The 26,120-nt window shown below is 49.7% G+C and carries 23 protein-coding genes; 10 read left to right on the top strand and 13 right to left on the bottom strand.

Annotation, left to right across the window (positions count from 1 at the left end):
* Positions 1-3: 3 nt before the first annotated feature.
* Positions 4-597 (bottom strand): hypothetical protein, encoded by a 594-nt coding sequence (locus BDT_RS16505; protein ID WP_015092374.1) that lies wholly within the window; start codon positions 595-597, stop codon positions 4-6.
* A gap of 196 nt (positions 598-793) precedes the next feature.
* Between BDT_RS16505 and BDT_RS16500 the strand changes: the two genes are divergently transcribed.
* From BDT_RS16500 to BDT_RS16485, 4 genes are all read left to right on the top strand, one after another.
* On the top strand, positions 794-2,014 hold the full coding sequence (locus BDT_RS16500; protein WP_015092373.1) for a sensor histidine kinase: 1,221 nt from the start codon (positions 794-796) through the stop codon (positions 2,012-2,014).
* Positions 2,014-2,538: a response regulator transcription factor gene (locus BDT_RS16495; protein ID WP_015092372.1), complete on the top strand. Its 525-nt coding sequence runs from the start codon at positions 2,014-2,016 to the stop codon at positions 2,536-2,538. Before BDT_RS16500 ends, BDT_RS16495 begins: the two co-directional genes overlap by 1 nt.
* A 146-nt stretch (positions 2,539-2,684) precedes the next feature.
* A complete protein-coding gene (locus tag BDT_RS19560; RefSeq protein WP_041577982.1) occupies positions 2,685-2,975 on the top strand; it encodes a BrnT family toxin in 291 nt (96 codons plus the stop codon).
* Complete coding sequence (locus BDT_RS16485; RefSeq protein WP_015092371.1) at positions 2,965-3,207, top strand: BrnA antitoxin family protein; 243 nt, start codon at positions 2,965-2,967, stop codon at positions 3,205-3,207. Before BDT_RS19560 ends, BDT_RS16485 begins: the two co-directional genes overlap by 11 nt.
* Before the next feature lie 16 nt (positions 3,208-3,223).
* Here the strand turns inward: BDT_RS16485 and lspA are convergent, their stop codons facing one another.
* The 6 genes from lspA to BDT_RS16455 form a co-directional block, all read right to left on the bottom strand.
* Entirely contained in the window at positions 3,224-3,733 is a 510-nt protein-coding gene (gene lspA, locus BDT_RS16480) for a signal peptidase II (RefSeq protein WP_015092370.1), read from the bottom strand.
* 57 nt (positions 3,734-3,790) lie between these two features.
* On the bottom strand, positions 3,791-4,405 hold the full coding sequence (locus BDT_RS16475) for a hypothetical protein (RefSeq protein ID WP_015092369.1): 615 nt from the start codon (positions 4,403-4,405) through the stop codon (positions 3,791-3,793).
* A gap of 261 nt (positions 4,406-4,666) precedes the next feature.
* Positions 4,667-5,458, bottom strand: coding sequence for a siderophore-interacting protein (locus BDT_RS16470; protein WP_015092368.1), 792 nt, complete (start codon positions 5,456-5,458; stop codon positions 4,667-4,669).
* A gap of 156 nt (positions 5,459-5,614) precedes the next feature.
* The gene (locus tag BDT_RS16465) at positions 5,615-7,138 is read right to left on the bottom strand and encodes a sigma-54-dependent transcriptional regulator (RefSeq protein WP_015092367.1); all 1,524 of its coding nucleotides are present in this window, start codon (positions 7,136-7,138) and stop codon (positions 5,615-5,617) included.
* Entirely contained in the window at positions 7,131-9,011 is a 1,881-nt protein-coding gene (locus tag BDT_RS16460) for an ATP-binding protein (RefSeq protein WP_041577980.1), read from the bottom strand. The genes BDT_RS16465 and BDT_RS16460 overlap by 8 nt, the downstream gene beginning before the upstream one ends.
* Before the next feature lie 158 nt (positions 9,012-9,169).
* On the bottom strand, positions 9,170-10,453 hold the full coding sequence (locus tag BDT_RS16455; RefSeq protein WP_015092364.1) for a radical SAM/SPASM domain-containing protein: 1,284 nt from the start codon (positions 10,451-10,453) through the stop codon (positions 9,170-9,172).
* 364 nt (positions 10,454-10,817) lie between these two features.
* Between BDT_RS16455 and BDT_RS16445 the strand changes: the two genes are divergently transcribed.
* Complete coding sequence (locus tag BDT_RS16445; protein WP_148278874.1) at positions 10,818-14,537, top strand: TolB protein; 3,720 nt, start codon at positions 10,818-10,820, stop codon at positions 14,535-14,537.
* Between the two features lie 60 nt (positions 14,538-14,597).
* Here BDT_RS16445 and BDT_RS16440 read toward each other — a convergent pair whose 3' ends face one another.
* Positions 14,598-16,571: a hypothetical protein gene (locus BDT_RS16440; protein ID WP_015092362.1), complete on the bottom strand. Its 1,974-nt coding sequence runs from the start codon at positions 16,569-16,571 to the stop codon at positions 14,598-14,600.
* Between the two features lie 216 nt (positions 16,572-16,787).
* On the opposite strand from BDT_RS16440, the gene BDT_RS16435 reads away from it, so the two are divergent.
* Positions 16,788-17,048 (top strand): 2Fe-2S iron-sulfur cluster binding domain-containing protein, encoded by a 261-nt coding sequence (locus BDT_RS16435; protein WP_015092361.1) that lies wholly within the window; start codon positions 16,788-16,790, stop codon positions 17,046-17,048.
* 85 nt (positions 17,049-17,133) lie between these two features.
* Positions 17,134-18,075 carry an MBL fold metallo-hydrolase gene (locus tag BDT_RS16430; protein WP_015092360.1) on the top strand — a complete coding sequence of 314 codons (942 nt, stop codon included), beginning with the start codon at positions 17,134-17,136 and terminating at the stop codon, positions 18,073-18,075.
* Between the two features lie 16 nt (positions 18,076-18,091).
* On the opposite strand, the gene BDT_RS16425 is transcribed toward BDT_RS16430, so the two are convergent.
* Genes BDT_RS16425 through BDT_RS19435 form a run of 3 tightly spaced genes read right to left on the bottom strand, consistent with a single transcriptional unit; the run spans position 18,092 to position 21,593 of the window.
* Complete coding sequence (locus BDT_RS16425) at positions 18,092-18,928, bottom strand: DUF6279 family lipoprotein (RefSeq protein ID WP_015092359.1); 837 nt, start codon at positions 18,926-18,928, stop codon at positions 18,092-18,094.
* Positions 18,929-18,982: 54 nt separating this feature from the next.
* The gene (locus tag BDT_RS16420; RefSeq protein ID WP_015092358.1) at positions 18,983-21,268 is read right to left on the bottom strand and encodes a transglycosylase domain-containing protein; all 2,286 of its coding nucleotides are present in this window, start codon (positions 21,266-21,268) and stop codon (positions 18,983-18,985) included.
* Positions 21,269-21,320: 52 nt separating this feature from the next.
* The gene (locus tag BDT_RS19435; RefSeq protein ID WP_235046171.1) at positions 21,321-21,593 is read right to left on the bottom strand and encodes a hypothetical protein; all 273 of its coding nucleotides are present in this window, start codon (positions 21,591-21,593) and stop codon (positions 21,321-21,323) included.
* Here BDT_RS19435 and BDT_RS18995 point away from each other — a divergent pair.
* From BDT_RS18995 to BDT_RS16400, 3 genes are all read left to right on the top strand, one after another.
* On the top strand, positions 21,574-22,041 hold the full coding sequence (locus BDT_RS18995; RefSeq protein WP_235046170.1) for a co-chaperone GroES: 468 nt from the start codon (positions 21,574-21,576) through the stop codon (positions 22,039-22,041). The genes BDT_RS19435 and BDT_RS18995 overlap by 20 nt on opposite strands.
* Positions 22,042-22,051: 10 nt before the next feature.
* Positions 22,052-23,461, top strand: coding sequence for a hypothetical protein (locus tag BDT_RS16405; protein WP_015092356.1), 1,410 nt, complete (start codon positions 22,052-22,054; stop codon positions 23,459-23,461).
* A 174-nt stretch (positions 23,462-23,635) separates the two neighbouring features.
* Entirely contained in the window at positions 23,636-24,010 is a 375-nt protein-coding gene (locus tag BDT_RS16400) for a hypothetical protein (RefSeq protein WP_015092355.1), read from the top strand.
* Here BDT_RS16400 and BDT_RS16395 read toward each other — a convergent pair.
* Both BDT_RS16395 and BDT_RS16390 read right to left on the bottom strand, forming a co-directional pair.
* Positions 24,007-25,026 (bottom strand): ankyrin repeat domain-containing protein, encoded by a 1,020-nt coding sequence (locus BDT_RS16395; protein WP_015092354.1) that lies wholly within the window; start codon positions 25,024-25,026, stop codon positions 24,007-24,009. The genes BDT_RS16400 and BDT_RS16395 overlap by 4 nt on opposite strands.
* On the bottom strand, positions 25,023-26,084 hold the full coding sequence (locus BDT_RS16390) for an ankyrin repeat domain-containing protein (RefSeq protein ID WP_015092353.1): 1,062 nt from the start codon (positions 26,082-26,084) through the stop codon (positions 25,023-25,025). The genes BDT_RS16395 and BDT_RS16390 overlap by 4 nt, the downstream gene beginning before the upstream one ends.
* Between the last annotated feature and the right edge of the window lie 36 nt (positions 26,085-26,120).

Below are 26,120 nucleotides of genomic sequence, written 5' to 3'. Positions count from 1 at the left end.
GGATTACTCCTGATAGCGGGGTTCGTTCGGGCCTGGGTTTCTGCTGCGGTGGCAGTCAAAGTGATCGCCGTGCATGTGACACATAAAATGAGACTTCACTTCACCAGCACCGGTATCGTGAGCCAGTGTTGCCCAGATGTTGCCACCGGTCTGCCACATTTTCACATTCGTGATCTGGGACAAAGGCGCAATTTTTCTGGCGAAGATGTCGGCGGAATAAGCCAAGGAATCTGCGAATTCATCAACACCGAAGCTGACATCATTAGCTGGGGTGTCGATCACTCCCAAATCAGCAGAATCATGGCAGTGGGCTTCCTGTGCATCACCGTGAGCGTGGAAGTGGCAATCATAACCCACTGCGCGGGCCGTGCCGGAGTTATCCATATAGGTCAGCTTCACTGCAGCTTCATCATCGGCTTTGAAAGTTTGAAAGCCGACAAGGTTGCCAATGTTCCCGGATTCAAAAAGCTCCAATGCTGCCACCGATGCCAAGGTCACCGGGGATTGGTTCAAGATGTTGTTACCATGATCGTGATCGTGTTCATGGGCAAAAGCAGATACGGGCAGGGCCAACAAAACAGAGAAGATGAATTTCATAGGTACTCCTTGGATTCTTTTGCTTCTAGCAAGGCCATTTTCTAATTGCAAGATATTTGCATTTAAATTGCAGAGCTGAAATCAATTTGGGTTTGAAAAGGCGTAAGTACTTGAAATCACGATATAAGGGGCAGCGAATCGTTGCATCTTCAAGTCTGCGGTTGCGCCCCCGGGGGGCTGGGGTTACAAGGGGCGCATGCCAGGACTGATTCGTTTTCGTTGGATCGCTATTGTTTCTTTGTTGCTTGGAACCATCCCGCTTTTGAAGTGGGGATATTTGGACAAGCGCCATTTTCCATACATCATTGCCGTGCTGACCTTGCTGGGTATCTTGAATGTTCTGGCTCACAGTATCTGGCCGAAGCAGGAAGACTACGGACAAAAACAAGTGCTGGTTCACCTGTGGGTGGATTTGCTGGCGGCTTCAGGTTTGTTGTTCGTAAGTGGTTCGGCGGATAATCCGTTCGTTAGTATCTTATGTATTCACTCGTTCCTGGGCGGGATGCTTTTGCGCAAGAAAGCGTCTTACGTTTTCGGAGCCTCCGTTTTAGTGCTGCTGTCGTTGTTGCAGTATGAAACCTGGATGGATTCGCAAAAAACCGTGGGCATTGATTTTTCAGAACTGTCTTTGCGTTTTCTTTCCCAGTGGGTGCTGATCACGGCCAGCTGGTTTGTCAGTCATTATTTTTCAAGTCTGTTGGCGCGTAAAGAAAAGCGCATTCGTCTTTTGCAGGATCGGCAGCATCAGGCCGACCGTCTGAAAGCTTTGGGTGCCTTGACTGCAGGGTTTTCCCATCAGCTGGCAACGCCGATGAATTCCCTGAAGCTGCGTATGGAGCGCGGCTTGCGCAAATTGCCGGAAGAAAGCTCCGGCGCGCGCGAGGAATTTGAAAAAGCCCAAAGTTCTCTGGATGAATGCGTGCGTGTTTTCCAACACATGGCTTCGGTCTTTTCGCGGTCGTCCCAAAGTGAACTGCAGCGTGTGGAACTTCCCTTGCTGGTGAAGGATCTGATTGGCGTGTGGGAAAAGGAAAATTCCGGCATTGTGGTGGAATCCCATCTGACCACTGATTCTTTGTGGTGCCGTCTGCAAACGCTGGCTTTTTCCCAGACATTCTTTGATCTTTTGGACAATGCTTTGGAAGCTTCGCCTGCGCAAAGTCCGCTTTACGTGCGCCTGTTCCAGGAAGACACCTGGGCCGTGCTGGAAGTGGTCGACAAGGGTTCAGGCATTTCGGCAGAGATCCTGTCCCGCTTGGGCGAACCTTTTGTGACCGGCAAAGAAGCTGGCAATGGACTGGGAATTTATTCTGCGCAGATGATGGCTCAGGCCAGTGGCGGAGATTTTGTGATCACCAATAACGTCAGCGGCAAGGGCGTCACCGCCCGCATCCGTCTGCCTTTGGAGGAAAAATAATGGAACAACACGGGAAACGACTTTTGCTGGTTGAAGATGACCAAGGTTTGCGTGAAGTGTTGACCGAAGAACTGCAAGAGCGCGGCTTTCAGGTGAAAGCCTATGCCGACATGCCAGCCGTGGCCGAGCTTGCAGAAATCGACTGGGCGCTTTTGGATCTGCGGGTGGGCAGTGAAAACGGACTGGAACTTTTAAAGGATCTTAAAACCCGTCATCCGCAGGTCAAAGTCGTGATGATGAGTGGCTTCGGCAGTGTGGCTTCCGCAGTGAAGGCCATGCAGTTGGGTGCCCACAACTTTATCGCCAAGCCAGTGACCGTAGAAATGATTTTGAGAGCCTTCAGCGATCAGGCTGAAAGTATGGAGCTGCCGGAAGAAGAAATCTCTCTGGCGCGCATGGAGCGTGAATACATCGACTACGTCCTGCAAAGTTCTGAGGGCAATATCACCCAAGCCGCCAAAAAGCTGGGTCTGCACCGCCAGAGCCTGCAGCGCAAACTGCGCAAAAACATCCCCCGCAAATAAGCCAGTTCCCGGATCCATACTTACTTAGAAACCCACTTCTTCAGTTTTAAAGACGGAGTGGGTTTTGCTTTTTAAAATCTCCAATAAAATCAGCATATTGATAATGTAATTACGATGTATTTACATTTTTGGGGAAGCACGGTAATATGGAATTCGAATGGGATGATGAGAAAGCCCAGGGTAACTACAAAAAGCACGGAATTAGATTTTCTGAAGCCGTGACGACATTTCGGGATTCTTATGCTTTGGAGATGTTGGATCAGGAAAGCTCTGCCAGTGAAGACCGTTGGTTAAGGTTGGGCCGGTCCTCTCATTTAAAAGTTCTGGTGGTTGTCTATTGCGAGAGGCTGAGTCCTGAGCGAGTTCGGATAATCTCAGCAAGAAGAGCGACATCCCGGGAAATAGAATATTATCTGCGAGGTTTGCATGAAGAGTGAGTACGATTTTTCCAAAGCGAAGAAAAAAAAGCCTGTGAAAGAAATCAAGATTCTTAAGACTATTCGTTTGGATCCTGAAGTGCTGGAGTGGCTTGAGGCAGAAGCGGAAAAGCAGGGTATGGGCTATCAGACATATTTGAACTGGCATCTGCGGAAAACCATGTCCAAAGGAAGCTCGATTGAAGAGAGGATTGCGAAATTGGAAAAGGCCGTCTTTCCCAAGAAGGCTTAACTCACAAAAAAGGCGCCTATGTGGCGCCTTCTTCTTTTTCTTTATTCTTTTTATTTTCCAGGAACATCAGCAGCAGCAGCAGGGCTACGCCGCCCACGATCGCCATGTCGGCGATGTTGAAGGCTGGCCAGCTCCAGCGGTTGTATAGATGGAAATCCAGGAAGTCGATCACGTAACGGAAGCGCACGCGGTCGATATAGTTCCCGATAGCACCACCAAAGATGCTGGATAGGGCGATGATCTGTTTGGTGTCGTCGTCCTTCACTCCACGCAAGATGCCCAGGATGATCAGCAAAGCGATCGGTGGCATGGACAGGAAGAAGATCTCACGGAAAGAGGGATGGCTTTCTGCCAGGAATCCGAACGCCGCGCCGAAGTTTCTTACATATGTAAGATTGAAGAAGTTCGGAATCACGATAACGGATTCACCCAGGTGGAAGTGCGTGTGAACGTACACTTTTACCAATTGGTCCATGGCCACCAGAAGGCCGGAAATAAGCAATAGCCAGATATATTTTTTCTTCATGCGGGGGAGTATAGCCTAGTTTAATTGAGATATTAAATGATTTCGTAGGGATATGGTTTACTTCAGAAGGCCTTTGGAGCGGCTGTAGCCGATCTTGATCAGCATTCTGAGGGCTTCCAGATCCGAACTCAGGTTGAACTCGTCTTTGACTTCCTGAATCATAGCTTTGGAGCCACAATCAAGCATATCAAGGGTTTCCGGAGTGCGGGACGTCGTCGTCAAAGTCTTTTCCGTGTAGGAAACTTGAGTCTGCGTGGTCGGCGCCGGCGGCATCGTTATCACCGGCTGAACCGGTGGCAGCACCTGCTGTTGCATCGGTGGGATGTGCTGAACGTGTTGAACCTGATGAACCGGCTGTTGAGGAACCATCATCGGTTGTGCCTGCACAGCGGCTGCCGCAGCTGCTTGTACGACAACAGAGCTAGCCTGAGGAGCGCGATCCAATTCGCCCATCATGCCGGCCAGACTTTTCAGCTCATTTTTGAAGTTCTGGATGCTGGGTCTTTCAAGAGAGTGTTCGCCATCACGGGTGGCCTTCAGATACAGGCTGACCAGGATGTCCGGAGTCGTTGCCATTTCCTTGATAGAGCTGTTCTGCACCATAAGCCATTGATAGGCTTTGAGCATCGTCTCTTTCGTGTAAGCCTGTGGCGGCAACGGATTCATGGTCATTAACTAAAAATCTCCGGGAGTGAGGGACTGAAACTACAGAGTTCGAATCTTTGAGTCAATGCAGAGACCTCACTATTTCCAAACAATTCAATGCTTAAAAAATACGCATCTCTAGATAGGGGGGATTTAAGGTGATTACAAAACTAGAGGCGACGCAGAAAGGGCTCTTTTATGAAAAACTTTTTCTTGATTTGGCGGAAGAGATTTTATTGGTGACTCCCGAAACCCTTGTTGTTCCGGGAGTTCCAGCCGCTAAGGGCATTAAGCAGTTTCGCTTTTCTTCCAGTATCCGGTGGCTTTCACCCAGTTCGAATTTGCACCGCGAACAGTTTCAACCAGCTCTTTGAGCTCTTTGGATGTTTGCAGTTCGGTGGCGATCCAGCAGAAATAATCACCATGTGGAAGGGTTGCTTTCAGCACAGTTTCTTTCAGTTTTACGGCTGTTCCTGGTGGGTTGTTTTCGCGCAAAACCCAGTGAGTTGTCACACGGGCATTGGATTCAAAATCGCGTTTTTCAGATTCATTTCCGATTTCCACAATCACCACGGCTTCGGCATTTGCAGGCAGCTCGCTTAAGCGGCGGGCAAAGGAAGGGATCGCACATTCATCACCAATCAGCAGGTACCAGTCAAAGTCATAAGGCACCACCGTCGAACCCCGGGGGCCACCGACACCAAGATAGCTTCCGACCTGGGCTGTGCGGGCCCAGTCCGCCGCGGGACCTTCTTCGTGCAGGAAGAATTCCAGATCCAGTTCTTTGGCGGCATTGTCAAAGCGGCGTGGTGTGTAATCACGCATGATCGGTTTTTCACCTTCCGGGAAGACCGGTCCTTGCGGCCCGGCCTCAGGAACCACCGGCATTTTTTCCCCGGGCTTGGGGAAGAAGACTTTGACGTGATCATCTGGGGACGCGCTGTAAAAATCCGCCAGATCTTCACCAGTCAGGGTGATGCGTTTCATACGCGGGGAAATATCAGTGATGTATTTAACCTGCAGCAGTCGGAACTTAAGAGTGTGGCGAACTGACTGAGGTTGTCTGTATGTGTTTTCCATTCGAGGAACCTCCAATATCTTTAGATCTAGGAGGCGGGTTGATTTGGCGCAACCGCTTTTCGTTCAGCTCGAATATATGAATTCACATTATCATCGCGTTTGCGATTTGAAAGTTCGGTGTGCTAACGAAGAAGGCCGGGATGTCCCGGCCTTTTTTTAGTTCGAATAGTCTTTGGCGATGATGCCGTATTTTTCGATCTTGCGCAGAAGCGTCTTCTTGGGAATATTCGCATGCAATGCTGTCTGATTGATGCGTCCGCGGAAAGTCTTCAGAGCTTTGATGATAAATTCTTTCTCAAAAGCTTCTTTCTGGGCGTTGAAATCCAGATTTTCACCAGAGTAAGCGATCAGCTCACCATCTTCTTCGTCCAGATCCATGCCGCCGACATCGCTGTCTTCGTCATCACCCAAAGAAGCGTGAGCCTGAACTGCTGAGCTGATGCCCGCAGCCGCCACGTTCTGAGCGGTTTCCTGAACAGGAGGAACGTCGATCAGATTTGTGCCAGTTGCGATCAACAAAGCTTCCGGCAAAGAAGCGATCGTGATCACATTGGACATCTCAAGCACGAAAGCGTGCTCAATCACGTTTTCAAGTTCACGGATGTTTCCCGGCCAGCTGTGTTTTTTCAAAACAGCCATGGCATCCGGCGCGATGCCAGTGATGCGCTTGCCATGGGCCTGGTTGAACTTGCGGATAAAGATGTTCACCATGTGTTCCATGTCGTCTTTGCGTTCAGCCAAAGCCGGCAGGAATATAGGTACCACGTTCAGACGATAGAACAGATCTTCACGGAAGGTGCCGGCTTTGATCATGTCTTCCAAAGGACGGTTGGTCGCAGCGATGATACGCACGTTCGTCGGGAATTCGCGGTTGGAACCCACTGGAGTGAACAGTTTTTCCTGAAGCACGCGCAGGATTTTCACCTGCATCAACTGAGGCATGTCGCCCACTTCATCCAGGAACAGAGTGCCGCCTTCAGCAAACTGGAATTTACCAATCTTGCGCTGATCAGCTCCGGTGAAAGATCCTTTTTCGTGACCGAACAGTTCGGACTCAAACAAATTCTCTGGGATGGCAGAGCAGTTGATAGCCACGAATTTTTCGTCTTTGCGGGCCGAATTGAAGTGGATGGCTTTCGCGACAAGTTCTTTACCCGTACCGGAAGCGCCACGGATCAGAACCGGTGTTTCAACTTTAGCCAGACGATGGATGATATTGAAGACTTTCTGCATCTGGGAAGTGTGACCGATGATTTTGCGGCCTTCTTCCACCATCACCGGAGCGGACGCTGCGATATTGGAAATCAGATTGTGGGCGTTCACGGCTTTGTCGATCAAAGCCAGCAGGTCATCACCGGCAACTGGTTTTTGCAGATAGTTGTAAGCGCCGTCTTTGACTGCCTGAATGGCAGATTCAAAGGTCGCGTGAGCTGTCATGATGATTACGATGATGCCCGGATCGAATTCTTTGATCTGACGAAGGGCTTCAAGGCCGTTCATGCGAGGCATGTCGACATCCAGCAGAACAAGGTCGTATTTCTTGTCACCGTTCTTCACTTTTTCCATGGCATTGACGCCATCGAATGCTTCATCAACTTCGAAGCGCTGAGTGACAGAAAGTGCGGACTTTACCGAAAGTCTTAAGCCCTGATCATCGTCTACAACCAAAACCTTAAGCATGAGTGCCCCCTTGTTCGATGGGTAGTTCTACCGTAAATGTGGAACCATTACCATGGGAAGATTCTACAAAAATGTTTCCCTGATGTAATTCCGTGAAGTATTTCGCCAGATACAGGCCCAATCCAGATCCCTTGATAGGGGAGGATTTGACGTTTTTCGATCTGAAGAACTTCATAAAGATATTTTGCAATTCATCCTGCGGGATGCCCGGCCCCTGGTCGGCCACCTGAACGATCACCTTGGATGGTGTTTCTTCGCTGCTGACCATGATTTTCGTGTCTTCGGGGCTGTACTTGATGGCGTTTTCCACCAGGTTAGAAAACACCTGTTTCATCAGCTCAGGGTCGACCTGAACGGGGAACATAGGCTCCAGTTCCGACACGATCTGAATGCGTTTCACCTTGGCCAGGAATTCATGCTTGCGGATAACTTCTTGTAAAAGGTTATTGATGTCCTTGCTTTGCATGTTCAGCTGCACGCCCTGGCTTTCGATTTTACCGTAGCTTAAGATGGCGTTGATAAACTTCAGCAAATCATCCGAGGAATGCTTGATGGTGTCCACAGCTTCACGCTGCTGGTTGCTTAGGGCTACCGAGTCCGTCAAAATCACATCCGTCATCCCCTGAATGCGCGCAATCGGTGTTTTCAGGTCATGGGACATCATCGAAATAAAGTTCGTTTTAAGTTCTTCCACCTGACTGAGCAGTTTATTTTTCTGATAGTATTCCCAGCTGCGGCGGTTTTCCACGATCAGACGGTACGGAATGAAGAAGTAATAACACAGGAAGATCGTCAGCAAAGGTGCCGCCATCGGCAACCACAGCCCGAACGCCCAGTAAGCCCCCGCACACAGAACAACAAACCCCAGCAGGGTCGCGCCCAGAACGATCAGACCGCGTGTGGGCTTCATTGTCAGCACCACTTGAGTGGTCAGAATGGACGCCGCCAAAATGAACAACCAGCTTAAATAGCCGGAGACTTTCACTGGACCGGAGTTTTTGATCAATGTGTCGATGACGTTGGCCTGCATTTCGATGCGGGTCATGGCCGTCACTTCGCGGCTGAACGGAGTCATGATGTATTCAGCTTCGTTCAAGCCCAGATCCGTCCCGATCAGAACGATCTTGTCTTTGAAGCGGGACAAGTCCGCTTCGCCCTTTAGAATGGATTCAAACGAAGTCGCCGGATAAGAGCGCGCCGGGTGGAAATCAATGTACGCCTGATCGGTTCCATAGAAATCAAACTGACCGCGGATGCTTTCAATCTGCATGGTCTGGGGATTCACCAGGCTTGCCAGACGCACGGGCAGCATCGGACGGTCCTGATAAGTCAGAATCATACGACGGGTGACGCCGTCTTTGGCAAAGTTCACAAGGTCCGTGGTTTTTGGGGCCGGAGAAATAGAGACTTGTTCCAGAGGCTCTTGCAGGAACATCTGATTTTCTTCGCCCTTCATTGGCGTCGTGCGACCGGCAACAAAGACATGCGGAGAAGAAACAATCGCGGATTCCCACGCGTTCTTTTCGTCCGTGGTACCCGGAACTTCATCAAAGGCAAAATCATAGGCAATGGCTTTGGCACCACTGTCATTCAGGGCCTTTAAAAGGGCGATTTGTTCCGGGGCAGAGGGATAGCCCTTATAGAACTGTACCGTCTGGGGAGTGATATAGATCAGCTCGACATTGCCGGAAGTGGAATTGATGATTTTGGTGCGAACGCGCAGATCGTAAAGGTAGGACTCAAGATAATCCAGGTTGGTCTGGCCGATGAAAAAAGAAATCCCCACTGCGAACAACATTCGCAGCGCAAGCGCCTGATAGGAGCGTCTTTTGGAGGCTCCGGATTTCTCTTTAAGGGAGGGAGGAAGAGTCATACAACCTGTCTTTAAAGTTTAATCAGTTTCTGATTAGCGAACCGGGATGCAGCCTTCGCCATTACCGCCGCCAGGACCGGCCAGCTTGGTAGTGGATGAAGGTTTGGGCTTCAGAGGTTTGATTTTTTTGATATGTGTTTGCTGTGTCATGGTTTCCTCTAGCAGGTTGCCCTGCTTAATTTATAGTACATAAAAGTGGTTCCAATCAAGCTGCGCGTGCGGAAGCAGAACTGACCGTCCTTTTGGTGCTTGCTGCCCGTGCCTTTCTTGTGGATGAACATGCAGCCGCCACCGCACAGGAATCGAGCCCAGCAGCTTTGGCAGTTGTTTTTTTCAATCAATGGCGCCTGTTCGGCCTCCATGCGGGCAAAGTCAACGTCAGTGCCTTGTCCGACTTGTTCTTCCTTGTTCCCCACTTCCCATGGGCAGGTGAACAGGTTGTTTTTGGCATCCATCATCAGGAAGGATTTGCCAGAGCCGCAGAAGTTTTCCATCTGCTGCTGATTGTCCAGAGCATTGAAGTACTGGTCGAAGATGCCCACTTTGCGAAGCTCTTCTTCGCCGCCGGCTTTGAAGGCCATTTCAGCGATTTGATTCATCTGATCGACGAACAGCTTGTTGCTGGCGTCGTCATTTTCCTCCACTGAATAAGTGAACTCGTAGCGGTCCGCATTCAGGGTTTTATAGAACTCATAGGCTTTCACCAGCTCCAGGTTTTCGCGGTTGAAAACACCGTGCAAAGTCAAACGACCCAGGGATTCGCGAACAGCAGAAAGCTGCTTTAGACCTTCAACCACCAACGAAGTGCTGCCGCGGCCGTCTTTGGAGGGGCGGGCCTTGTCGTTGGTTTCAGCCGGGCCGTCCAAGCTGACGGTGACATTGGTTTTCAAGGAAGTCAGAACTTTCAAAGTTCTTTCATTGATCAAAGTGCCGTTGGTCACAATCGAAAAAGAAGCGTGAATGTTTTGACCTGCGGTCATCAGGCGAACATAGTTGCCGATTTCCTGAATGCCATCCGGGTAAAGCAAAGGTTCGCCGCCCAGGAAGGTGATGTTGAATCGGCCACCAGCAGGAACACGCTCCAGGAAGAACTTCAATTGCGGCAACGTTTTTTCAACGTTGATTTTGGTTTGTGCGGAACCATAGGTTCCGTCACCACCGGCTGCACAATAAGTGCATTTCAAGTTGCAGATCTGAGTCACGTTGATGGTCAGGCTGCGAATGCCCACTGAAAGGCGGCCGGATTTAACGTCAGGGCTGTTTTCCAGCTCCCAGTTTTTCAGCGCCATGGCGGCGTCGTCAGCACCCAGGGATTCCTGGTTCATCTGGTTCCAGGTGTCCTCAGAAATTTCGGCGATTTCAAGATTGCGGGCGTGGAAAGCCAAGGGAGCTCCTTGGTTCCATTTGAATGCCACAATGTCTTTAAATCGTCTTTGTTCCATAGTCAGTCCAAGGTATTGCAATAAGCGTTCCATAATGAGACACGGCAAGGCCTTAACTTAATTAAGTAATTTCATATAGTTAGGAATGCGTAAGGTGGTGTATTTTTGGCCTCTTTTCGAGGGGCTGGGAGCAAAAGGAAACTATTTCAGGGGGTGTCTAAAAGGTCCCTACGTCCGAGGGCTCGCGGGAAAGGCGAGGAAACTCTTAAACAACCTCCATTTTTCAAAGAAAAGTTCGCACTTTTACGAGAGGAAGATTCCATATTCTCAAATCAACCCGAAGAACCAACTTAATACGGAAATCGGGTGATTTTCAGAGGGGAAAAGTCTTCAGCGGGAGCCTAAGGGTTCCGATAAATCCTGTATGGTATTGCGTGTCCTGTACGTCCTTGTGGCGATATTCATTTTCACCGGTTGTTCCCTCGAGGCGAATCTTGAGGACCTGACCAGTCGTAATCAGCTTTTCATCGTTTTGGATGAAAGCAACAAGGCCATCAATTCTTCAAATATTCGCTCCTATGCCATCAAAGGTTCCTGCCAGCATGTGGGTGAACCTGTGCAGATCACGCTGGAAGGCCGTGGCACTTTCGAAGGTCTTTGCGATGCTTCAAAAACTTTTGAAGTTGTTCTGGATCTGGACGGACTGCTGGAGGGCCAGATCCAGATGACAGTTTCACAAAATGAAACTGAACTTAAAAAAACATCACTGGATACAAAAACCATCATCGTGGATCTGACCCCGCCGACGGTGACGGTGAATGCTCCGGACAATGCCGACAACTATCCGGTGTCTTCATTGCGCGCGAACTATCCGATCACCGGCGCATGTTCTGATGCTTTGAATCTGGTCAAGGTCGTGACGTCGCTGCCGTCTGAACATTTCCTGGTGTGTTCGGCTTTGCACCAGTGGGAGATGCGTATGGATCTTTCCACACAGACGGCAAGCTCCATTGATTTTTATATTCAGCATTTTGATACGGCTGGAAATATTTCTGAAACCAAATCTGTGACGATTCGTTATCCGCAGTGGCAGAAGATCAGCCCGGATGTGACTTCCACTGGTTATCCTGCCGTCCGTCAGATCGTTCAGTATGGCGATTCCGGGCGGGTACTGTTGTCGTCACCATTGCGCAACGATGATATGGTGGATCTGGGGCTGGTGAACTTTGATGGCACGGGTTTGACCAGAATCAATCCGATGTCGGGGCAGTGGGGCCTGGATCAGACCTCGGTGATCACTCCTGTTCCGAAGCACAGCCGAGCCCTTTATGTGCGATTCGCAATTGGACGTGTGCAATTGAAAGAACTGCATTCTGTTAAAATCGACGGCAGTGGTGATCGTGTTTTAATGGGGCCAACGTCCGTCAATCCAACGGGTGGTGTGACCTCTTATGCTTTGACGCCGGATCAGAATACGGTCATTGCCATGGGGGACGTGGGCCCGACGGATAACGAGTTCAATCTGTATGCAATCAATGTTTTGACCGGGGCGCAGACGAAACTGAATGGCTCGATGGTGGCCGGCGGTGACGTTCGTGAATTCAGAATCACTCCGGACGGATCGACGGTTGTTTTCCGCATGGACAAGGACATCGACGAAGCTATTGATCTGTATGCGGTGAATGTGAATGGAACGAATCTGCGTCGTCTGGGGCCGGAAATGGCACTTAACGAAGCAGTTCAGTCGGATTATGTTATCAGCGCCGATAGCAAATGGGTTGTCTATCGCGAGAACAAGACCTTCAACAATGGCGGTATGGCCCTGGGGGCTGTGTCATTGGTGACGGGTGAAGTGATTGATGTTTCGGCGACATCATTCAATGGTGTGACGGCCATTGCTGAAATCAGTCCGAACTCCCGTTATGTGGCTTATCGAATTGATCGTGGAATGTCGACATGTCTGGAGATGTGGGTTTATGACCTTCAGACCCGAGCAGACAACCGTGTGACTGTGGCTTGTGCCTCCACCACAATGGACGTCGGATCGTTTGTCTGGTCACCGGATTCAACAAAAATCGCCTTTACTCAGGCAATCAGTTCCTATCGCTTTGATCTGCACATTGCCAACCCCGATGGAACAGGTTTGTTGCGTCTGACTACGACGTCCGTCGTGCGCAACGGGGGACACCAGGGGATTGAGAAAAATACGATCAACTTCTCGCCCAACGGGAAAAAAATTATCTGGCAGGCCGATGTCAGCGGAATTTCACCACCAGCCGTGGGTGAAATGAAATTTGATCTGATTGCTATTAATACTGATGGCAGCGGGACGCCGGTGGTTTTGACTCCGCAGGCGCAAGCTTCGGTGGTACGAAACTATCCGGTGGTTGAAGTCAGTCCTTCCGGGGATCGTGTCGCTTATATTGCGGATCTGGAAGTCGACGGAAAATACGAGATGTATCTTTCCGCGGTGGACGGCAGTTCCAATCGCAAATTGAGCCCCTTGATCAGCAATCTTGATGGAGATGTTCTTTCCGGCAACCTGCAGTACTTCTTTGACTGGGATCTGAATACAGTGATGATGCTGGCTGATGACAACATCGAAGCCGTGAATGGTCTGTACCGTGCGAGCTTGAGTCTTGTGGTCAGTGCTTCTGCGAAAATCAACATGCCGTTGATTCGCTCCGGGGATTATTTCTTTGTGACTCCGCCAGCCAGCGGAACCAAAGTCGCTTTCCGTGGGAATCCGGACGTGGATGCGGAAATGCATCTGTATGCTTCAGACCCCAGTGGCAGCAATCTGGTCCGAGTGACAAAAGCGTATCCTGCAGGGGGCGGCAAGCTGACGACTTTTGCATTTACGGACGATGGAACCAAGATCATTTATCTGGCGGATCAGGACACTCCTGGCGTGCAGGAACTTTATGTGGGTGACAGCAATGGAGCTGCGCCCGTTAAGGTGAGTATTCCCATCACTAATCCCAATGGCGCGATCACGGCCTTTAATTTCAATGAGGCGACTCAGAAACTTTATTATATTGGTGACATCACTGTGGACACAATCCCGGAGATTCACCGCGTGAATCTGGATGGAACCGGTGCGCTGAAGATCACTCCGGACTTTGCTCATCCGGTCATTTATTCGGACTGGGATGTTGCGCCTGATGGCAGCTATATCGTGATCCGCATGGACTATGACATTGATGCGAAATGGGAGATCGGTAAAGTGGCCGTGGATGGAAGCGGCACTGTGACTCGCATCAACAGCGTGATTGCTGCGGGTTACGATCTGGCGAGTTTTGTGATTTCCCCGGATTCGCAATGGGTTTGTTATTGGGGAATTACATCAGTTAACAGTGTTTATGATGTTAAAGTCGCATCAGCGGCGAATCCCGCGGGTGTTAACTATATGGCGGCTCAAGGGGTGGATGCGGTACGCATGGGATCTGGCTGCAGGTTCTCAGAGGATTCCGAATATGCCGTCATCCCTGGTGACTTTGTGACCAACGGTCGCACGACGCTGAAGACTTTCCGTATTTCTGATCAGGCGCAGTTTGACATGAATCCGGGGCTTCCTGCGACGTCGCACACGTCCTTGTATCAGACTCTGACCGAAGGGGCGAATAAGCGTCTGATTGCCCTGAGTGAGTCCTCACCGGATATTTACGAACTGTACAGTATGAACCTGGATGGCTCGGACATTCGTAAAATCAGTCAGAATCCAATTGCTGGTGGGCAGGTGAATGCGAACAACGGGACATCGGTGAAATTCCTGAACGACGCCAATAAAACCATTGTGTACACGGGCTTGATTGAAACTGTGGGCAAGTGGGATCTGTATGCTGTGAAATGGGACGGGACGGAAAGCAGAAAACTTGTCACCCTGAACACCTTTGCGGATATCTATGACACCTTTGTGTCAGCGTTGGCAGACCGTGTGTTCTTCCGCGCGGACAACGACAAGGACGGGGTTCTGAGTCTTTATTCAGTCAAAGGTGATGGTACGGGATTGAAGAATCACATGCCGGGGCTGCAGGGGAATACCGGGGTCTGGAACAGCGTCATGGCGACCTCCAACCGGGTTCTGTTCACCAGTGACGCCTACAATTCCCAGACTCTGGAAGTCTTCGTCGATACATTCTAAAAAAAATCCCGGATTGCTTTCACAACCCGGGACTCTTGAAATTCTGGTTTTACCAATCAACTACATCAATGGAGCTGGTTTGGTGTGAGTGCGGTACTCACCAGCGTCGTCAGAGAACAAACGCAGGTCGAAGCTGCGGTTGTGGATGATGTTCTGGATGTACATCAGTGAACGGTACAGGCTTTCTTCCGCAAATGTGCCGAAGCTGTACTGGATTGGTGTGGTGCCTTTTGCAGACAACACCATTTCATAACGCATCAACTGGTGCTGGGAAGTCTCTGGGACCAGGGACATCAGGAAGCCCACGCCACGTTCGCGCCAGATGCCGATTTCCTGCAGGTCTTCAAACGCCTCGAAGCGTTTTTCAACTGTGGTCGCCGGATTGATGATGATCTGCAGGCGCTCTGCGATGCGCTTGATGTCGCCCGTGAACGCTGCCATCCAGTTGCCAATCGCACCTTTAGGCGGGATCAGGCCACCGATGATCGGTGTGGAACGAGGACGGCTTTTGGTAGCGATGTATGCTTTGAACTTCGCTACAAAGGCTTCTTTCGTCATGTATGGCAGGTAAGCCAAAGCATCCGGATTGAAGAAGACTTCCTGTTTGAAGTAACCATTCACGATCTTGCCGTTTTCAAAGGTCCACAGGTGCCAAGGAACTTTGTTGTATTCCTGCAGGCCGATGGTTTCCTGAACGATCTTTTGGATCTCGCGGAAATCACGAGGGGAAACGTCACGCATTTTCATTTCGTTGCTGGAAGTCAGGGTCACGAAACGCTGAGGCGCCCATCTGCTGTTGGAAGTGAACAGCAAGTTGGAAGTTGCCAAAGTTTCTTCACCGAACAGGCCAAACAGAATTTTGGACTTTTTGTATTTGGAGAAAGTATCCAGCAGGAAATGTCTTTCCTGATCTTTCTTGTCGAAGGAAAGAACCTTGTTTTCACCGTAAGCACGGCCGGCCTCGAACTTCAGCAGGCTCAAAGAAAACTTGGTCTTCGCATCGCGGAACACGCCTTCAGAAGAACCTTTGAATACGCGGTCGATACGACGCTGCTGAGCCGGAGCTTGTGCGTCTTCCATCGTGATGGCTTCAACATCCGTCAGGTCAGCCAACAGCTGATTCTGAAGATCTTTGCGGGATGCCAGAGGATTCAGGATTTTAACATCCTTGAACATCACTTTGTTCTGCATCAGACCGTCGTAGGCCTGAGCCGCTTGCGCGTTGTCCAGGTCAAACACGTAATCCAGCATGATCACGTCGTTTTTCCCCAAACCAGCGCTGGCTTTCAATGGAACGAAGTTCAGCCATTTTTCGATGCGGTTGTCGATCAGGTTCACACCCAGAACTTCCAGGTCTTCCACTTCAACACCGGCATTGGCACCGACGCCTTCGCCGCGAACGGCGATCAGCTTCACGCGCATTTTATTGTCGGCCATACGGAACAGATGAACCATGAAGTTGCCGGACAGGTATGCGTGAGTGGATGCGCCCGCCTCGAAAGAACCTTTCAGGGTGTCGTAGCCCAAAGAAAGGATCAGACTGATTTTGCCTTCAAATGCCACGAAATCGCCAGGCACCAGTCGGGTGATGGCTTTTTCTGCTGTCAAAGGCAGGTTTCTCATTGTGTATGGCAAAGTCAGCAAAGAGTCTTTTTGGTTTTTGAACTGACGGGCAAAGATGATTTCAGTGCCTTTGTTGATACCAAAGCTGACCGGGCTGTCCATATCATTGATCAGGTCGCCGATGTCGACGCCGAAATCCATGATATATTTGTCGATACGAGTGTAGTAGCCGTCAACATAGGACGGTTCAGATTCGATTTTGTAGCGCAGGGAAGTGGAGATACCGTCGATGATATCTGCATTGACCAGGGTCAGGCTGCCGCTGATTTCCTGTTTTGCGACCTGTTTTTTGATTTTTTCCCAGGCATTGGCAGGTTTAAGAACTTCCCAACCAGCTTGAGCTGGGGAAGCGATCATCAGTGAAAGGGCTGCGGCCAAAGCGGCAGTCACAACACGTTTTTTGAGCATCATAAGCTCTCCTTACATACATCCTTGAATTAAACAGCGGTCATCTATGCCGCTCTGCGAGTTCCGTAACTTCGGGGCACGTTACAACCCGGCAAGAGTGGTAGTAAAGAATCTTTCAAAACACAAAGTAAAAACTCTAATGGGCCTAATTACCGGTAAATACCGCTTAGCAGTAGAAAGTATTTGGCGGTACAGCCCCCGCGATGATGTGATGACAGAATGAAGGTTAAATACATCCTCAATGGTCGCGAATATGAAGTCGAAGCAGAATCTGGACGCACACTTCTGGATGTGGCTTTGATCGCCCGTTTGAATCCACCGTACTCCTGTATGGAAGGGAACTGCGGGACCTGCGAAGCTCTGATTGAACAGGGGTTCACCTCTGAAAATAAAGAGGTAAGTCGAGTTGTTCGCACCTGTCAGGCTGTACCATCGTCTGAATTTGTGATTGTGAATTATGACAAAAGCCCGACCCAATAATATGTAGATTGATTCGTGTTTCTAAACAGTTCATCCTGTTCCATATATGTCGCTCACGGTAAAATTTTGGGGAGTCCGAGGCTCTTTGCCATCTGCACCTCCACCCACGGATTGGACTTATCATGTTGAAGGGGTTCTAAGGAACTTCTTCTCGGCTGGCTATCGCGATCCATCCCAGATTTCCCGCTATATTCAAAGTTTGGATGTGCCTCAGGTGGGCGGCTATGGTGCTGCCACGACCTGCGTGGAAATCCAAAGCCCCAAAGGACAATTGATCCTTGATGGTGGCAGCGGTATTCGCAACTTGAGCGAACGTATCATGACCGGCACCACCGGTCGCGGTAAGGGCCCGTTCCATATCTTCATGACTCACTTCCACTGGGATCATGTGATCGGTCTGCCCTTCTTTACGCCGAACTTTATCCCGGGCTGTGAAGTGCATTACTATGCCGTGCAACCGGAACTGGAAAAGCTGATCCGCGGGATCTTCCAGCGTCCGTATTTCCCGGTGCCGTTTGAAGCTTTGAAAGCCAAGATCCACTTCCATGTGATGGAACCGCGCAAGCCGTATCAGTTGGATGACATGACGATCACGCCGTACAAGCTGGATCATCCGGATCCTTGCTGGGGCCTGAAAGTGGAATGTGGTGGCAAGGCTTATGCTCACTGTGTGGATACCGAGGGCACGCGTATCACCCGCGAAGAGCTGGGTGAAGATCTGCCGCTTTATCAGAACGTGAACCTGATGTACTTCGATGCGCAATACACGCTGCCAGAACTGGCGGAAAAAGCCAACTGGGGGCATAGTGCCGCACAGGTGGGTTTGGATATCGCCATTCGTGAAGGCATTCAGAAAGTCATGTTTGCCCACCATGATCCGGGGGCACGCATTGAACATGTTCAGGAGCTGAAACGTCAGACGCGGGAATACTATGAATCCCGGCAGCGTTTCGCCTCGGCGAACCAGAACTCACTTCCGCCGGTGGAGTGGGACTTTGCCCACGAAGGCATGGAAATCAAACTTTAATTAAAAAAGGCGGGGTTCAACCCGCCTTTGCTATTTTTTCCAACTGTGCTGTTTTCTCATTCAGATTTTCAATCAGATTCTTTTTCTGTTTCAGGTCCATCGACCCCAGAACCGCGATCACCAGCTTTTGCAGCTGCTGTTTATATTCGCTGAAGGCCGTTTGATATTCGGGCAGATCCATGGCGGCTGGGTTGTTGTAATAGGTTTTTAAGAACTCTCTTTTGGCTTCAGGGGTGGTCATCAGCTGCTGATAACGGGTCAGGATGTGGGCTTTGTTTCGCGCCTTTAGTTCACCGGGAAAGGGTGATGAATCCAGGTGGGCATTGATCATGTCTTCTTGTTCTGAGGTCAGTGAACCCAGGAACATTTCAAAGTATTCGGTGTACTTGTTGCGCATTTCTTTGCGGTATTTGGAAGTCTGATGGAACTTATCCAGATCGGCTTGGGTTTTCTTTTCAAATTCCCGCGCGAAGGTGGCTAACTGCCTGGGTTCTGTCGAGGAAAGGAAGCGTCCGGCGGTGCCGGCAAAGCGGGCGTTGATCTGTTCAACATCCCTCAGGAAAAGATCAAAATAGAAGCTGGTGCGGGATGAATCTAAAGTCCCTTTTTGCACCTCTTTCTGAAGTCCTTTGAGTCGTGCGATCCATTGGGGCAGAACCTCGGATTTGATTTCACCAAGATCCTTCTGCACGCCGTTTTTAAGGTCCCGGCTTTGTGAACTTGAAATATCAAAATAGTCATCAACCTTTGAAGCAATGTAGGTGTCAGCCCACTTGAATGCGATACCAAAATGATTGCAACCCGTCAGGGTTGCAGATCCGGCAGACAGAATGATGAAAAGAAATTTGTTCATTCATCAATTCTATCAGACGAAGCCGTGTTAGCCGCGCTGGGAGCGGTTTTCAGATCAAAGGTCGGGGGATTTCGCCTTGTCAAACACGAGTTCCACTTGAGTTGGGTCACCTTCCTTGTAGGCATTTAAAGCCTCAAGAGTCTTTTGATCCAGCATCACTTTTTCCGTGTTTTCCGGCCATGGGAAGTCATCTGCCGGGAACCGGGTGCCGATCTTTTTCATGAACTGAGTCCACACCGGGACCGCTCCGTTAGAACCAGTCAGCTTGTGCGGAAGATTGTTGTCATAACCGACCCACACTACGGTGGTCAGATAAGGAGTAAAGCCCGCAAACCACGCATCCTTGTTGTCACTGGTGGTGCCGGTTTTGCCCGCTGCCGGATTGAAGAATCCATTCAGAGTGATCGAACGAGCCGTGCCTGACAAAATGGTTTGTTTCATCATGCTGACCAGACTCGCCACTGCGGCAGGATCGACGGTCGCTGTCGGACGGGGATCGTGCACGAAGACTTCCACGTTGTCCGAATTTAAAGCGCGTCTGATAAAGGACAGTGCTGGCTTTTGCCCCATAGCTGCCAGGGTCATATAGCTTTGCAAAACCTCTTTCGGATACATTTCAAACGCACCCAAAGTCATCGCCGGGAAAGATTTAAGCTGCGAAGTCACACCCATTTCATGGGTCACATCAATGACGTTCCCCAAGCCTACCGCCAGTCCCAGGCTGGCAGTGGCAGCGTTCAGGGAATTTTTCAATGCATAGAACATCGGAACTGTGCCGAAAAATTTCTTGCCATAGTTTTCCGGGGACCAGGCCTGACCTTCATACTTGTAAGTGAACTTTTCATCGTTCAGCAAAGTCACCGGGGTATAAGGCTCGCCGGTTTCGGTTTTGTTCAGCAGGGCCGTCAGGTAAACGAAGGGCTTCATGATCGAGCCGATCTGGCGGTGACCATCGATGGCGCGATTAAACTGGGTCATGCGGAAGTTTCGGCCGCCGACAACCACGCTGACCAAGCCTGTCTGATTGTTGCCGACCAGAACGGTGCCTTCCAGGGAATGACCTTTGGCTTTCAGGCCCGAGATGTGTTTGTTGTTTTTCTCCAGGTTTTCCAGATGGCCACGCAAAGAATTCTGCGCGGTTTCCTGTGCTTCCAGATCAAGACCGGTATAGATTTTCAATCCATCGGGGCTTAGTCCCTGAGTCGTCAGTTGCTTGCGAACTGCATCCAGATAGTACGGTGCTGTTTCGGAAGCAATCGTTCGCGGGGCGCCCGGAAGTGGCTGGCGATCGGCTTCGTCAAACTGTGCCTGAGAGATGTAATCCAGGCCCTTCATTTTCGTGAGCACCAGATTGCGGCGGCGCTCGGCGTTTTCAGGCTTTTTGAATGGATTGTAAAGACCCGGGCTGTTCACGATCGCCGCCATCAGCGCGCATTCGCTGATATTCAGATCGGTCAGTTCTTTGCCAAAATAGTAGCGAGCGGCCGCACCGTAACCCCGCACTTGGAAGGCGCCGTTTTGGCCCAGATAGATCACGTTCAGATAAGTTTCCAGAATCTGGTCTTTGCTGAAGCGGGACTCCAGCAGCACGGACATGATGAATTCCTGATACTTTCTTTTCAGGGTTCTTTCGCTGGTCAGGAAATAGTTCTTCACCAGTTGCTGAGTGATGGTGCTGCCCCCTTGGGCCCGGCGACCGGAAGTGACGTTTTTTACCAGGGCGCGGAAGATGCCTTTGAAGCTGACTCCGCCATGTTCCAGGAACTGGGCGTCTTCGATGGACATCACTGCATTGGAACACATCGGTGGTACTTCACCCAGAGTGACAGTTTTTTGCATCAGCGGTTCGTTGCCGATATATTGAGCAAGAAGGGGAGCCTCGCTGACGGCCTCTTGCACTTCTTCAAAGGGGGCGCCCTTGAAGATGCGGGAAATCAAACGGTCTTTTTGCACCACCAGAATCTGAATGGAGCTGTCCACGTCCTGAGTGCGGGTGTCTTGCGTGACCCAGCCGATGCAAGCGTCCTGATTTTCATCCAAACCCACCTGCAGACGGGCGGCGCACTGCTCGCGTGTGGCAATAAAGTAATCTCCGGACAGCAGTCGTTGATCGAACTCGCGACGGCGATAGTTCTGACGCAGAAGCTGTTTCTCGATGTCAGAGATCTGGATCAGACTGTGTGTCTGGAAAGTCGGTGGAGCTGCGTAAAATTCAGTCGGAACGATGAACTTTTTCGATTCCAGTTTGGCAGTCAGTTCTTTCTCGAGCGCAAAGTACGAATAAGCGCCAATGCCAAGCCCGCAGATGATTACAAGCGTCAGAAGGATTGTAAAAGCCAATAAAATAGTCTTTAATCGTGGTCGAATCATAGATGACAGAGTAGTACGAAACTCACTCGGTGAACAACCTTTGAAAATGTTTTTCATAAGTTGCCTTTGTGAAAGGATTGTTTGTGGCTAAGAAGAAATCTTCTGCTAAAAAAGCCAGTGTAAAAAAGGTCGTTAAAAAGGCCGTCAAAAAAAGCGGTGTAAAAAAATCTCCTGCAAAAGCCGCTAAAAAACCAGCTCCCGCAAAAAAGAAAGCTCCTGCCAAGAAAACGGCTGCTAAAGCACCAGCAAAAAAAGCTGCTGTGAAGAAGCCGGCTGTGAAAAAGGCCGTTGCCAAAAAGCCGGTCGCTAAAAAGGCTGTGAAAGCTGGCAAACCTGCGGCAAAAAAGGCGGCAGCGAAACCAGCTAAAGCAGCAGCTCCAAAGGTTGCTATGCCGACCGCTCACTTGGTGCGTGAATCTGCCCCTGTTAAAAAACTGGATTTGAGTGGCTTTGTCACTCCATTGGACGACCGTCTGATGGTTCAGGTTTCTGGTGCCGAAAAAATGACCGCGGGTGGTTTGTATATTCCTGACTCTGTGGCTGACACTTCCGGGAACATGCAAGGTTTCGTTGTGGCTGTTGGACGCGGGCACATGAATAAAAAAGGCCATGTGCGTCCGATGGATGTGCAAGTCGGGGACAAAGTTGTGTTCTCTGAATATGCCGGTTCTAAAATCAAAATTCAAAATGAAGACCTCATTATTCTGCGTGAAGCGGATGTGATGGGCGTGGTTTCCAAGTAAAGGAATAAAGATGTTGAAAAAGAACTTTTTGAAAGCATTGGGTCTTTCTGTCGCATTGGCGACTCCGGCGGCTCACGCCCTGTCTTTGGATTGGAGCGGTGGTTACCGTTTTGAATGGACTGAGATTGATCGTCCGTCTTTGGGTTCTCCGACGGAAAGAAAAGCTTACGGCACCAACTATCTTTATCTGAGCCCGACTGTGATCGCGGCAGACGGTGTGAACGTTGTTTCCCGTTTTGATATCCTGAACAGCGCGGATTATCCAAATTCTCAGCTGGGTGAAATCTGGGGTTTGAACTCCAACACGGCTGCGGCTTCTTCCACGAACCAAGGTTCCACCAATGTTCGTGTCAGCCAGCTTTATCTGACTGTGAACCAGGAATACGGCGCTTTGGTTGTGGGTCGTGCTCCGTTTGAGTTCGGTTTGGGTATGACTTACAATGCCGGCAAAGGTCTGTTCGACCACTGGTATGACACTCGCGATATCGTGGGTTACAAAATCGTGGTGGGTGACTGGTTCTTCATGCCGTCCTTGGGCCGCAAACAGTCCACTGGCTACGGTCAGGGTGGTTCTATCTCCACAATGGGTTTGCACCTTCAGTATGAAAATGCAGAAAACAAAACCACTTTGGGCGTTTATCAGGAAACTTCCAAAGGTGTGAAAGAGGCTTTGGGTTACCAAACTCCGGATCAGGTTGAAGCTATCGGTGGAGCAGGCGCGACTGTTGGTGAAAGCATGAACGTTCAGCGCACCAACGTGGTGTTTGGACGCGGTTTTGATTCCTTTGGTTTCAAATTGGAAGCCGGTTTCCAGAGCGGTGAAACAGGTGTTTTGACCGCAGGTGGTGATTCTGTGTCCTTGAATGGTTTCGGTGTGGCTTTGGAATTCGAAGTTCCAGCTAAAGAATCCAAATGGGATTACAGAGTTCGTGCCGGTATGGCGACGGGTGAAGACGGTGGTTCTTCCGGTTTCGGTGGTTATGCCTTCAATCAGAACTATGATGTGGCGATGTTGTTGTTCAATCATCGTTTGGGCATGAAAGACTTCCTGAATACCAACGCTTATCGTTCCAATCCGAACCTGACTGTTGGAAATTCTGCGGATGATGAATACGTGAGCAACGCAATTTACCTTGCTCCATCCGTGAACTATGCTTGGTCCGAAAGAGTCGACCTTCGCAACACTCTGGTTTATGCACAATTGATGCAGACCCAGAATTCTTCTGTTGATTCTACAAAAGATCTGGGCCTAGAATGGGATATCGACGTGGTTTACAAACACAGTGATAAAATTCAGTGGGTGAATCAGGTCGGTCTTCTGTTCCCAGGCGAAGCTTGGAAAAACGGGTCTGGAGCAGACGGAAACCTGGATAACGGGTTTACATTTGGATTTGCATCTAAAGCCGCCATCAGCTTTTGATTACAGCACGATTGCAACTTGTACGACAGCTTGATGACTACTTGAAACATCTTGTTTGGTGGTGAGCAGGGCCCGGGGGGCGAAAGTCCCCCGGGATTTTTTTTGCCTTAAAACATCATAGACAACGCTCCGGGGATTTGTAATATCAGGTCTGCAACCGAAATCGGAGGTTCTATGAAAGCGTTCTTTGGATCCATCGCGACTGTTTTGTTGTTGGCAGCTCCTGCCGCCCAAGCCTGGACCGAAGTGGCCTACGAAACTATCTTTGCTAATCAGCCGACCTTCCAGCAGATTATTTTGCGTAATAGCAAAGCCGAATATCAGGAAGTCATGGTTCAGGTCATGAACCCCAATGGGGCCCGCATTCAAAGAGCCGAAATTATCACCGAACAGGGCTGGTCCAAACCGGTCTGGAGACTTGAAGGCGACTACCGCTTCGGCATGCAGCGATCCGACGTTTTTCAAAAAGCTAAAATCAGATACTTCCGTACCTATCTGACGACTCTTCGTCCGGGTGAACCGGTTCGTCTGCGCGTGATGATGCGCTAGAGGGAATCTTCCATTATAGGTGAAGTGTAGTGGCAGCCCATAAGACACAGGGGCATATTCTTTACGCCCATCATTCCTGTTGCCATGACATATTTGTTCTTTAGATCTTCAGCTTCCTGTTCGGTCATGTGATCCAAATCAAAAAAGGTTCTGGAAATAAGGGGAATGTCCTCGCTTGCCTTAAACGTAATATAGCTCCTAGTCTGCGGAAGAATTTCGGCAGCCGCTGTTAGCTGGGCATGTTGCGGAGCAAGGTCTTTAGACAGCAAAGCCAACTTAATAAAGGCAAACGGAGTTCCAACCAGTTTGCCGCCGGCAACGGGAAGTTCTATTTCCATGTTTTCGACTTTCTTACGGCTTAAGAGATACTTAAGATAATTTAGATTTCCACTGGGATGGCGGGACTGAGAGATGATTTCTCCTAACAGCCAAATTTTGAAATTCTGATTGTCCAAATTATCCTGGCAATAGGTTTCTGCCAACCCCAGGACGGTATTGCTGAAAGTGTTTGAAAAGACACTCATGAACGAGTGAACGTTTAATAGATCTGAGCAGCCCAGATTGATCTTTTGAAAGTGAGCCCACGCCTTTTCCAAAGTGCCATAGGTCGACAAGTTTTGATATTGGAGCATCGCCCACATTCCAATGGCATTTCCGGATTCTTGGCTATATTCCCGAACGAGCAGGTATGGTTTTTTGTGAAAACTGGAACCTTTGATAAAGGCAGAAGCTCCCTTCGCAATCAGAAGACTGACGATAGGATGGTTTCCCCGCTGGAGAGCAACCTCTAAAAGGGTTTGTCCGTTTTCTTCAATTGTTGCCAAATCCGGCATGGGCCGGGATTCGATAAGTGATTGAACTTCTTCGAAGGAAGCGTACTTCACGGCCTGAAAGATTGATTGAGCCGGAGATTCTACCGACCTTGTAGTGACGTATTTTTCTTCAGCCTGGTCTTTCTGAAATGCGCAACCCACAACGAAGAAGACGAGGAGGCTTGAAATAAGCAGACTTTTCATTCCTCTTCCTCCGGGTTCCAGAAGTCTCCGCTGGCCTCTGCCAATGAATCATTGAGGATGGTGTTGCCCCAAAAGTTTTCGTCGTTGCGGAGTTCATCGATAGTAATCGAGAATTTTGCTTCGTCGATAGTTTTACACTTTCCCGGGCAATAGATTGTGGCCAGTGCCTCCGGAAAACGTGTGATTTTTTGCAGATAAGTGCTGAAGTTCTCGTGTCTGGCTGGATACTTGATATTTCGCCACCAGAGCAAAAGCGATGGATTTACAAAGTAGGTGCGGTCTTCTTTATCGCTATAGTGCCAATATCCATGGAATTTATTCGGCATTTTGCCAGATATAAACTCTGCCAAAGCGAAGTGCGGAAGAGCCTTATTTAGCTGGGTATCAAGCTCGTCAAGCAGAATATAAGAAGCATCTTTGACCAGCCTTTCAAATAGCTCGTCATTTTGCATGGAGGGAGCTTTAATAAGCTTTTCTATTATGGCCAAAGGAATTTCATGGTCGCGATATCCACGCGTGATTGCGGGTATCACCTCGGAGGCCGGAGTCTGATTGGTGATGACAAAAGTCAGCAGCTCTTCAAAGGACCTGCTCTTAAGAAGACTTCGAATTTGCGATTTGGACCGTGATATGCCCGCCCTGAGAGCGTGGTACTTAAACAGCTCTAAGGAGCTTGGTTTCTTTTGTTCTAATTTTAGAGTGCCGACTTCCTGATACAAAGACTTCTTGGTTGTGGTATTGGCCACGAATGGTGAGGCGCCCAACTGAGCCAGGTGCCGGATGACTTCAACGTCACCACGCAAGGCTGCATTTTCCAATGGCGTGCTGCCATCTGGAAAATTCTGATTTAGATCGGCTTGGGACTTGGTTTGAATGGCGTCCTTCAGGTCATGAAGTTCAGCTTCAAGAATAAGTTTTTGGAAGGCGTTCTCAGGGGTTTTGGCTGACTGGGCCAACGGCGTTTCAGACGGCGCGGCTGGTTTGTTTTGATCTTTCGAGAAAGAACAACCCATCAAAACAGTCATTATGATTGTTTGCGCAAGAATGACTTTTTTCATGTTTTGTTCTCCTTTCTCAATAGGACAAGGGTCCTT

Source organism: Bdellovibrio bacteriovorus str. Tiberius (genome assembly GCF_000317895.1).
In the GTDB taxonomy this organism is placed as follows: domain Bacteria; phylum Bdellovibrionota; class Bdellovibrionia; order Bdellovibrionales; family Bdellovibrionaceae; genus Bdellovibrio; species Bdellovibrio bacteriovorus_F.
This window is presented reverse-complemented; position numbering and strand designations above follow the sequence as displayed.

Excerpts from the sequence above, each read along its gene's own strand:
- BDT_RS16395 (WP_015092354.1), bottom strand. The coding sequence starts at position 25,026 with ATGAAAAGTCTGCTTATTTCAAGCCTCCTCGTCTTCTTCGTTGTGGGT.
- lspA (WP_015092370.1), bottom strand. The coding sequence starts at position 3,733 with ATGAAGAAAAAATATATCTGGCTATTGCTTATTTCCGGCCTTCTGGTG.
- BDT_RS16500 (WP_015092373.1), top strand. The coding sequence starts at position 794 with ATGCCAGGACTGATTCGTTTTCGTTGGATCGCTATTGTTTCTTTGTTG.
- BDT_RS16485 (WP_015092371.1), top strand. The coding sequence starts at position 2,965 with ATGAAGAGTGAGTACGATTTTTCCAAAGCGAAGAAAAAAAAGCCTGTG.
- BDT_RS16445 (WP_148278874.1), top strand. The coding sequence starts at position 10,818 with ATGGTATTGCGTGTCCTGTACGTCCTTGTGGCGATATTCATTTTCACC.
- BDT_RS16455 (WP_015092364.1), bottom strand. The coding sequence starts at position 10,453 with ATGGAACAAAGACGATTTAAAGACATTGTGGCATTCAAATGGAACCAA.
- BDT_RS16460 (WP_041577980.1), bottom strand. The coding sequence starts at position 9,011 with ATGACTCTTCCTCCCTCCCTTAAAGAGAAATCCGGAGCCTCCAAAAGA.
- BDT_RS16435 (WP_015092361.1), top strand. The coding sequence starts at position 16,788 with ATGAAGGTTAAATACATCCTCAATGGTCGCGAATATGAAGTCGAAGCA.
- BDT_RS16440 (WP_015092362.1), bottom strand. The coding sequence starts at position 16,571 with ATGATGCTCAAAAAACGTGTTGTGACTGCCGCTTTGGCCGCAGCCCTT.
- BDT_RS16400 (WP_015092355.1), top strand. The coding sequence starts at position 23,636 with ATGAAAGCGTTCTTTGGATCCATCGCGACTGTTTTGTTGTTGGCAGCT.
- BDT_RS16470 (WP_015092368.1), bottom strand. The coding sequence starts at position 5,458 with ATGGAAAACACATACAGACAACCTCAGTCAGTTCGCCACACTCTTAAG.
- BDT_RS16425 (WP_015092359.1), bottom strand. The coding sequence starts at position 18,928 with ATGAACAAATTTCTTTTCATCATTCTGTCTGCCGGATCTGCAACCCTG.
- BDT_RS16465 (WP_015092367.1), bottom strand. The coding sequence starts at position 7,138 with ATGCTTAAGGTTTTGGTTGTAGACGATGATCAGGGCTTAAGACTTTCG.
- BDT_RS19560 (WP_041577982.1), top strand. The coding sequence starts at position 2,685 with ATGGAATTCGAATGGGATGATGAGAAAGCCCAGGGTAACTACAAAAAG.
- BDT_RS16475 (WP_015092369.1), bottom strand. The coding sequence starts at position 4,405 with ATGACCATGAATCCGTTGCCGCCACAGGCTTACACGAAAGAGACGATG.
- BDT_RS16405 (WP_015092356.1), top strand. The coding sequence starts at position 22,052 with ATGTTGAAAAAGAACTTTTTGAAAGCATTGGGTCTTTCTGTCGCATTG.
- BDT_RS16495 (WP_015092372.1), top strand. The coding sequence starts at position 2,014 with ATGGAACAACACGGGAAACGACTTTTGCTGGTTGAAGATGACCAAGGT.
- BDT_RS16505 (WP_015092374.1), bottom strand. The coding sequence starts at position 597 with ATGAAATTCATCTTCTCTGTTTTGTTGGCCCTGCCCGTATCTGCTTTT.
- BDT_RS16390 (WP_015092353.1), bottom strand. The coding sequence starts at position 26,084 with ATGAAAAAAGTCATTCTTGCGCAAACAATCATAATGACTGTTTTGATG.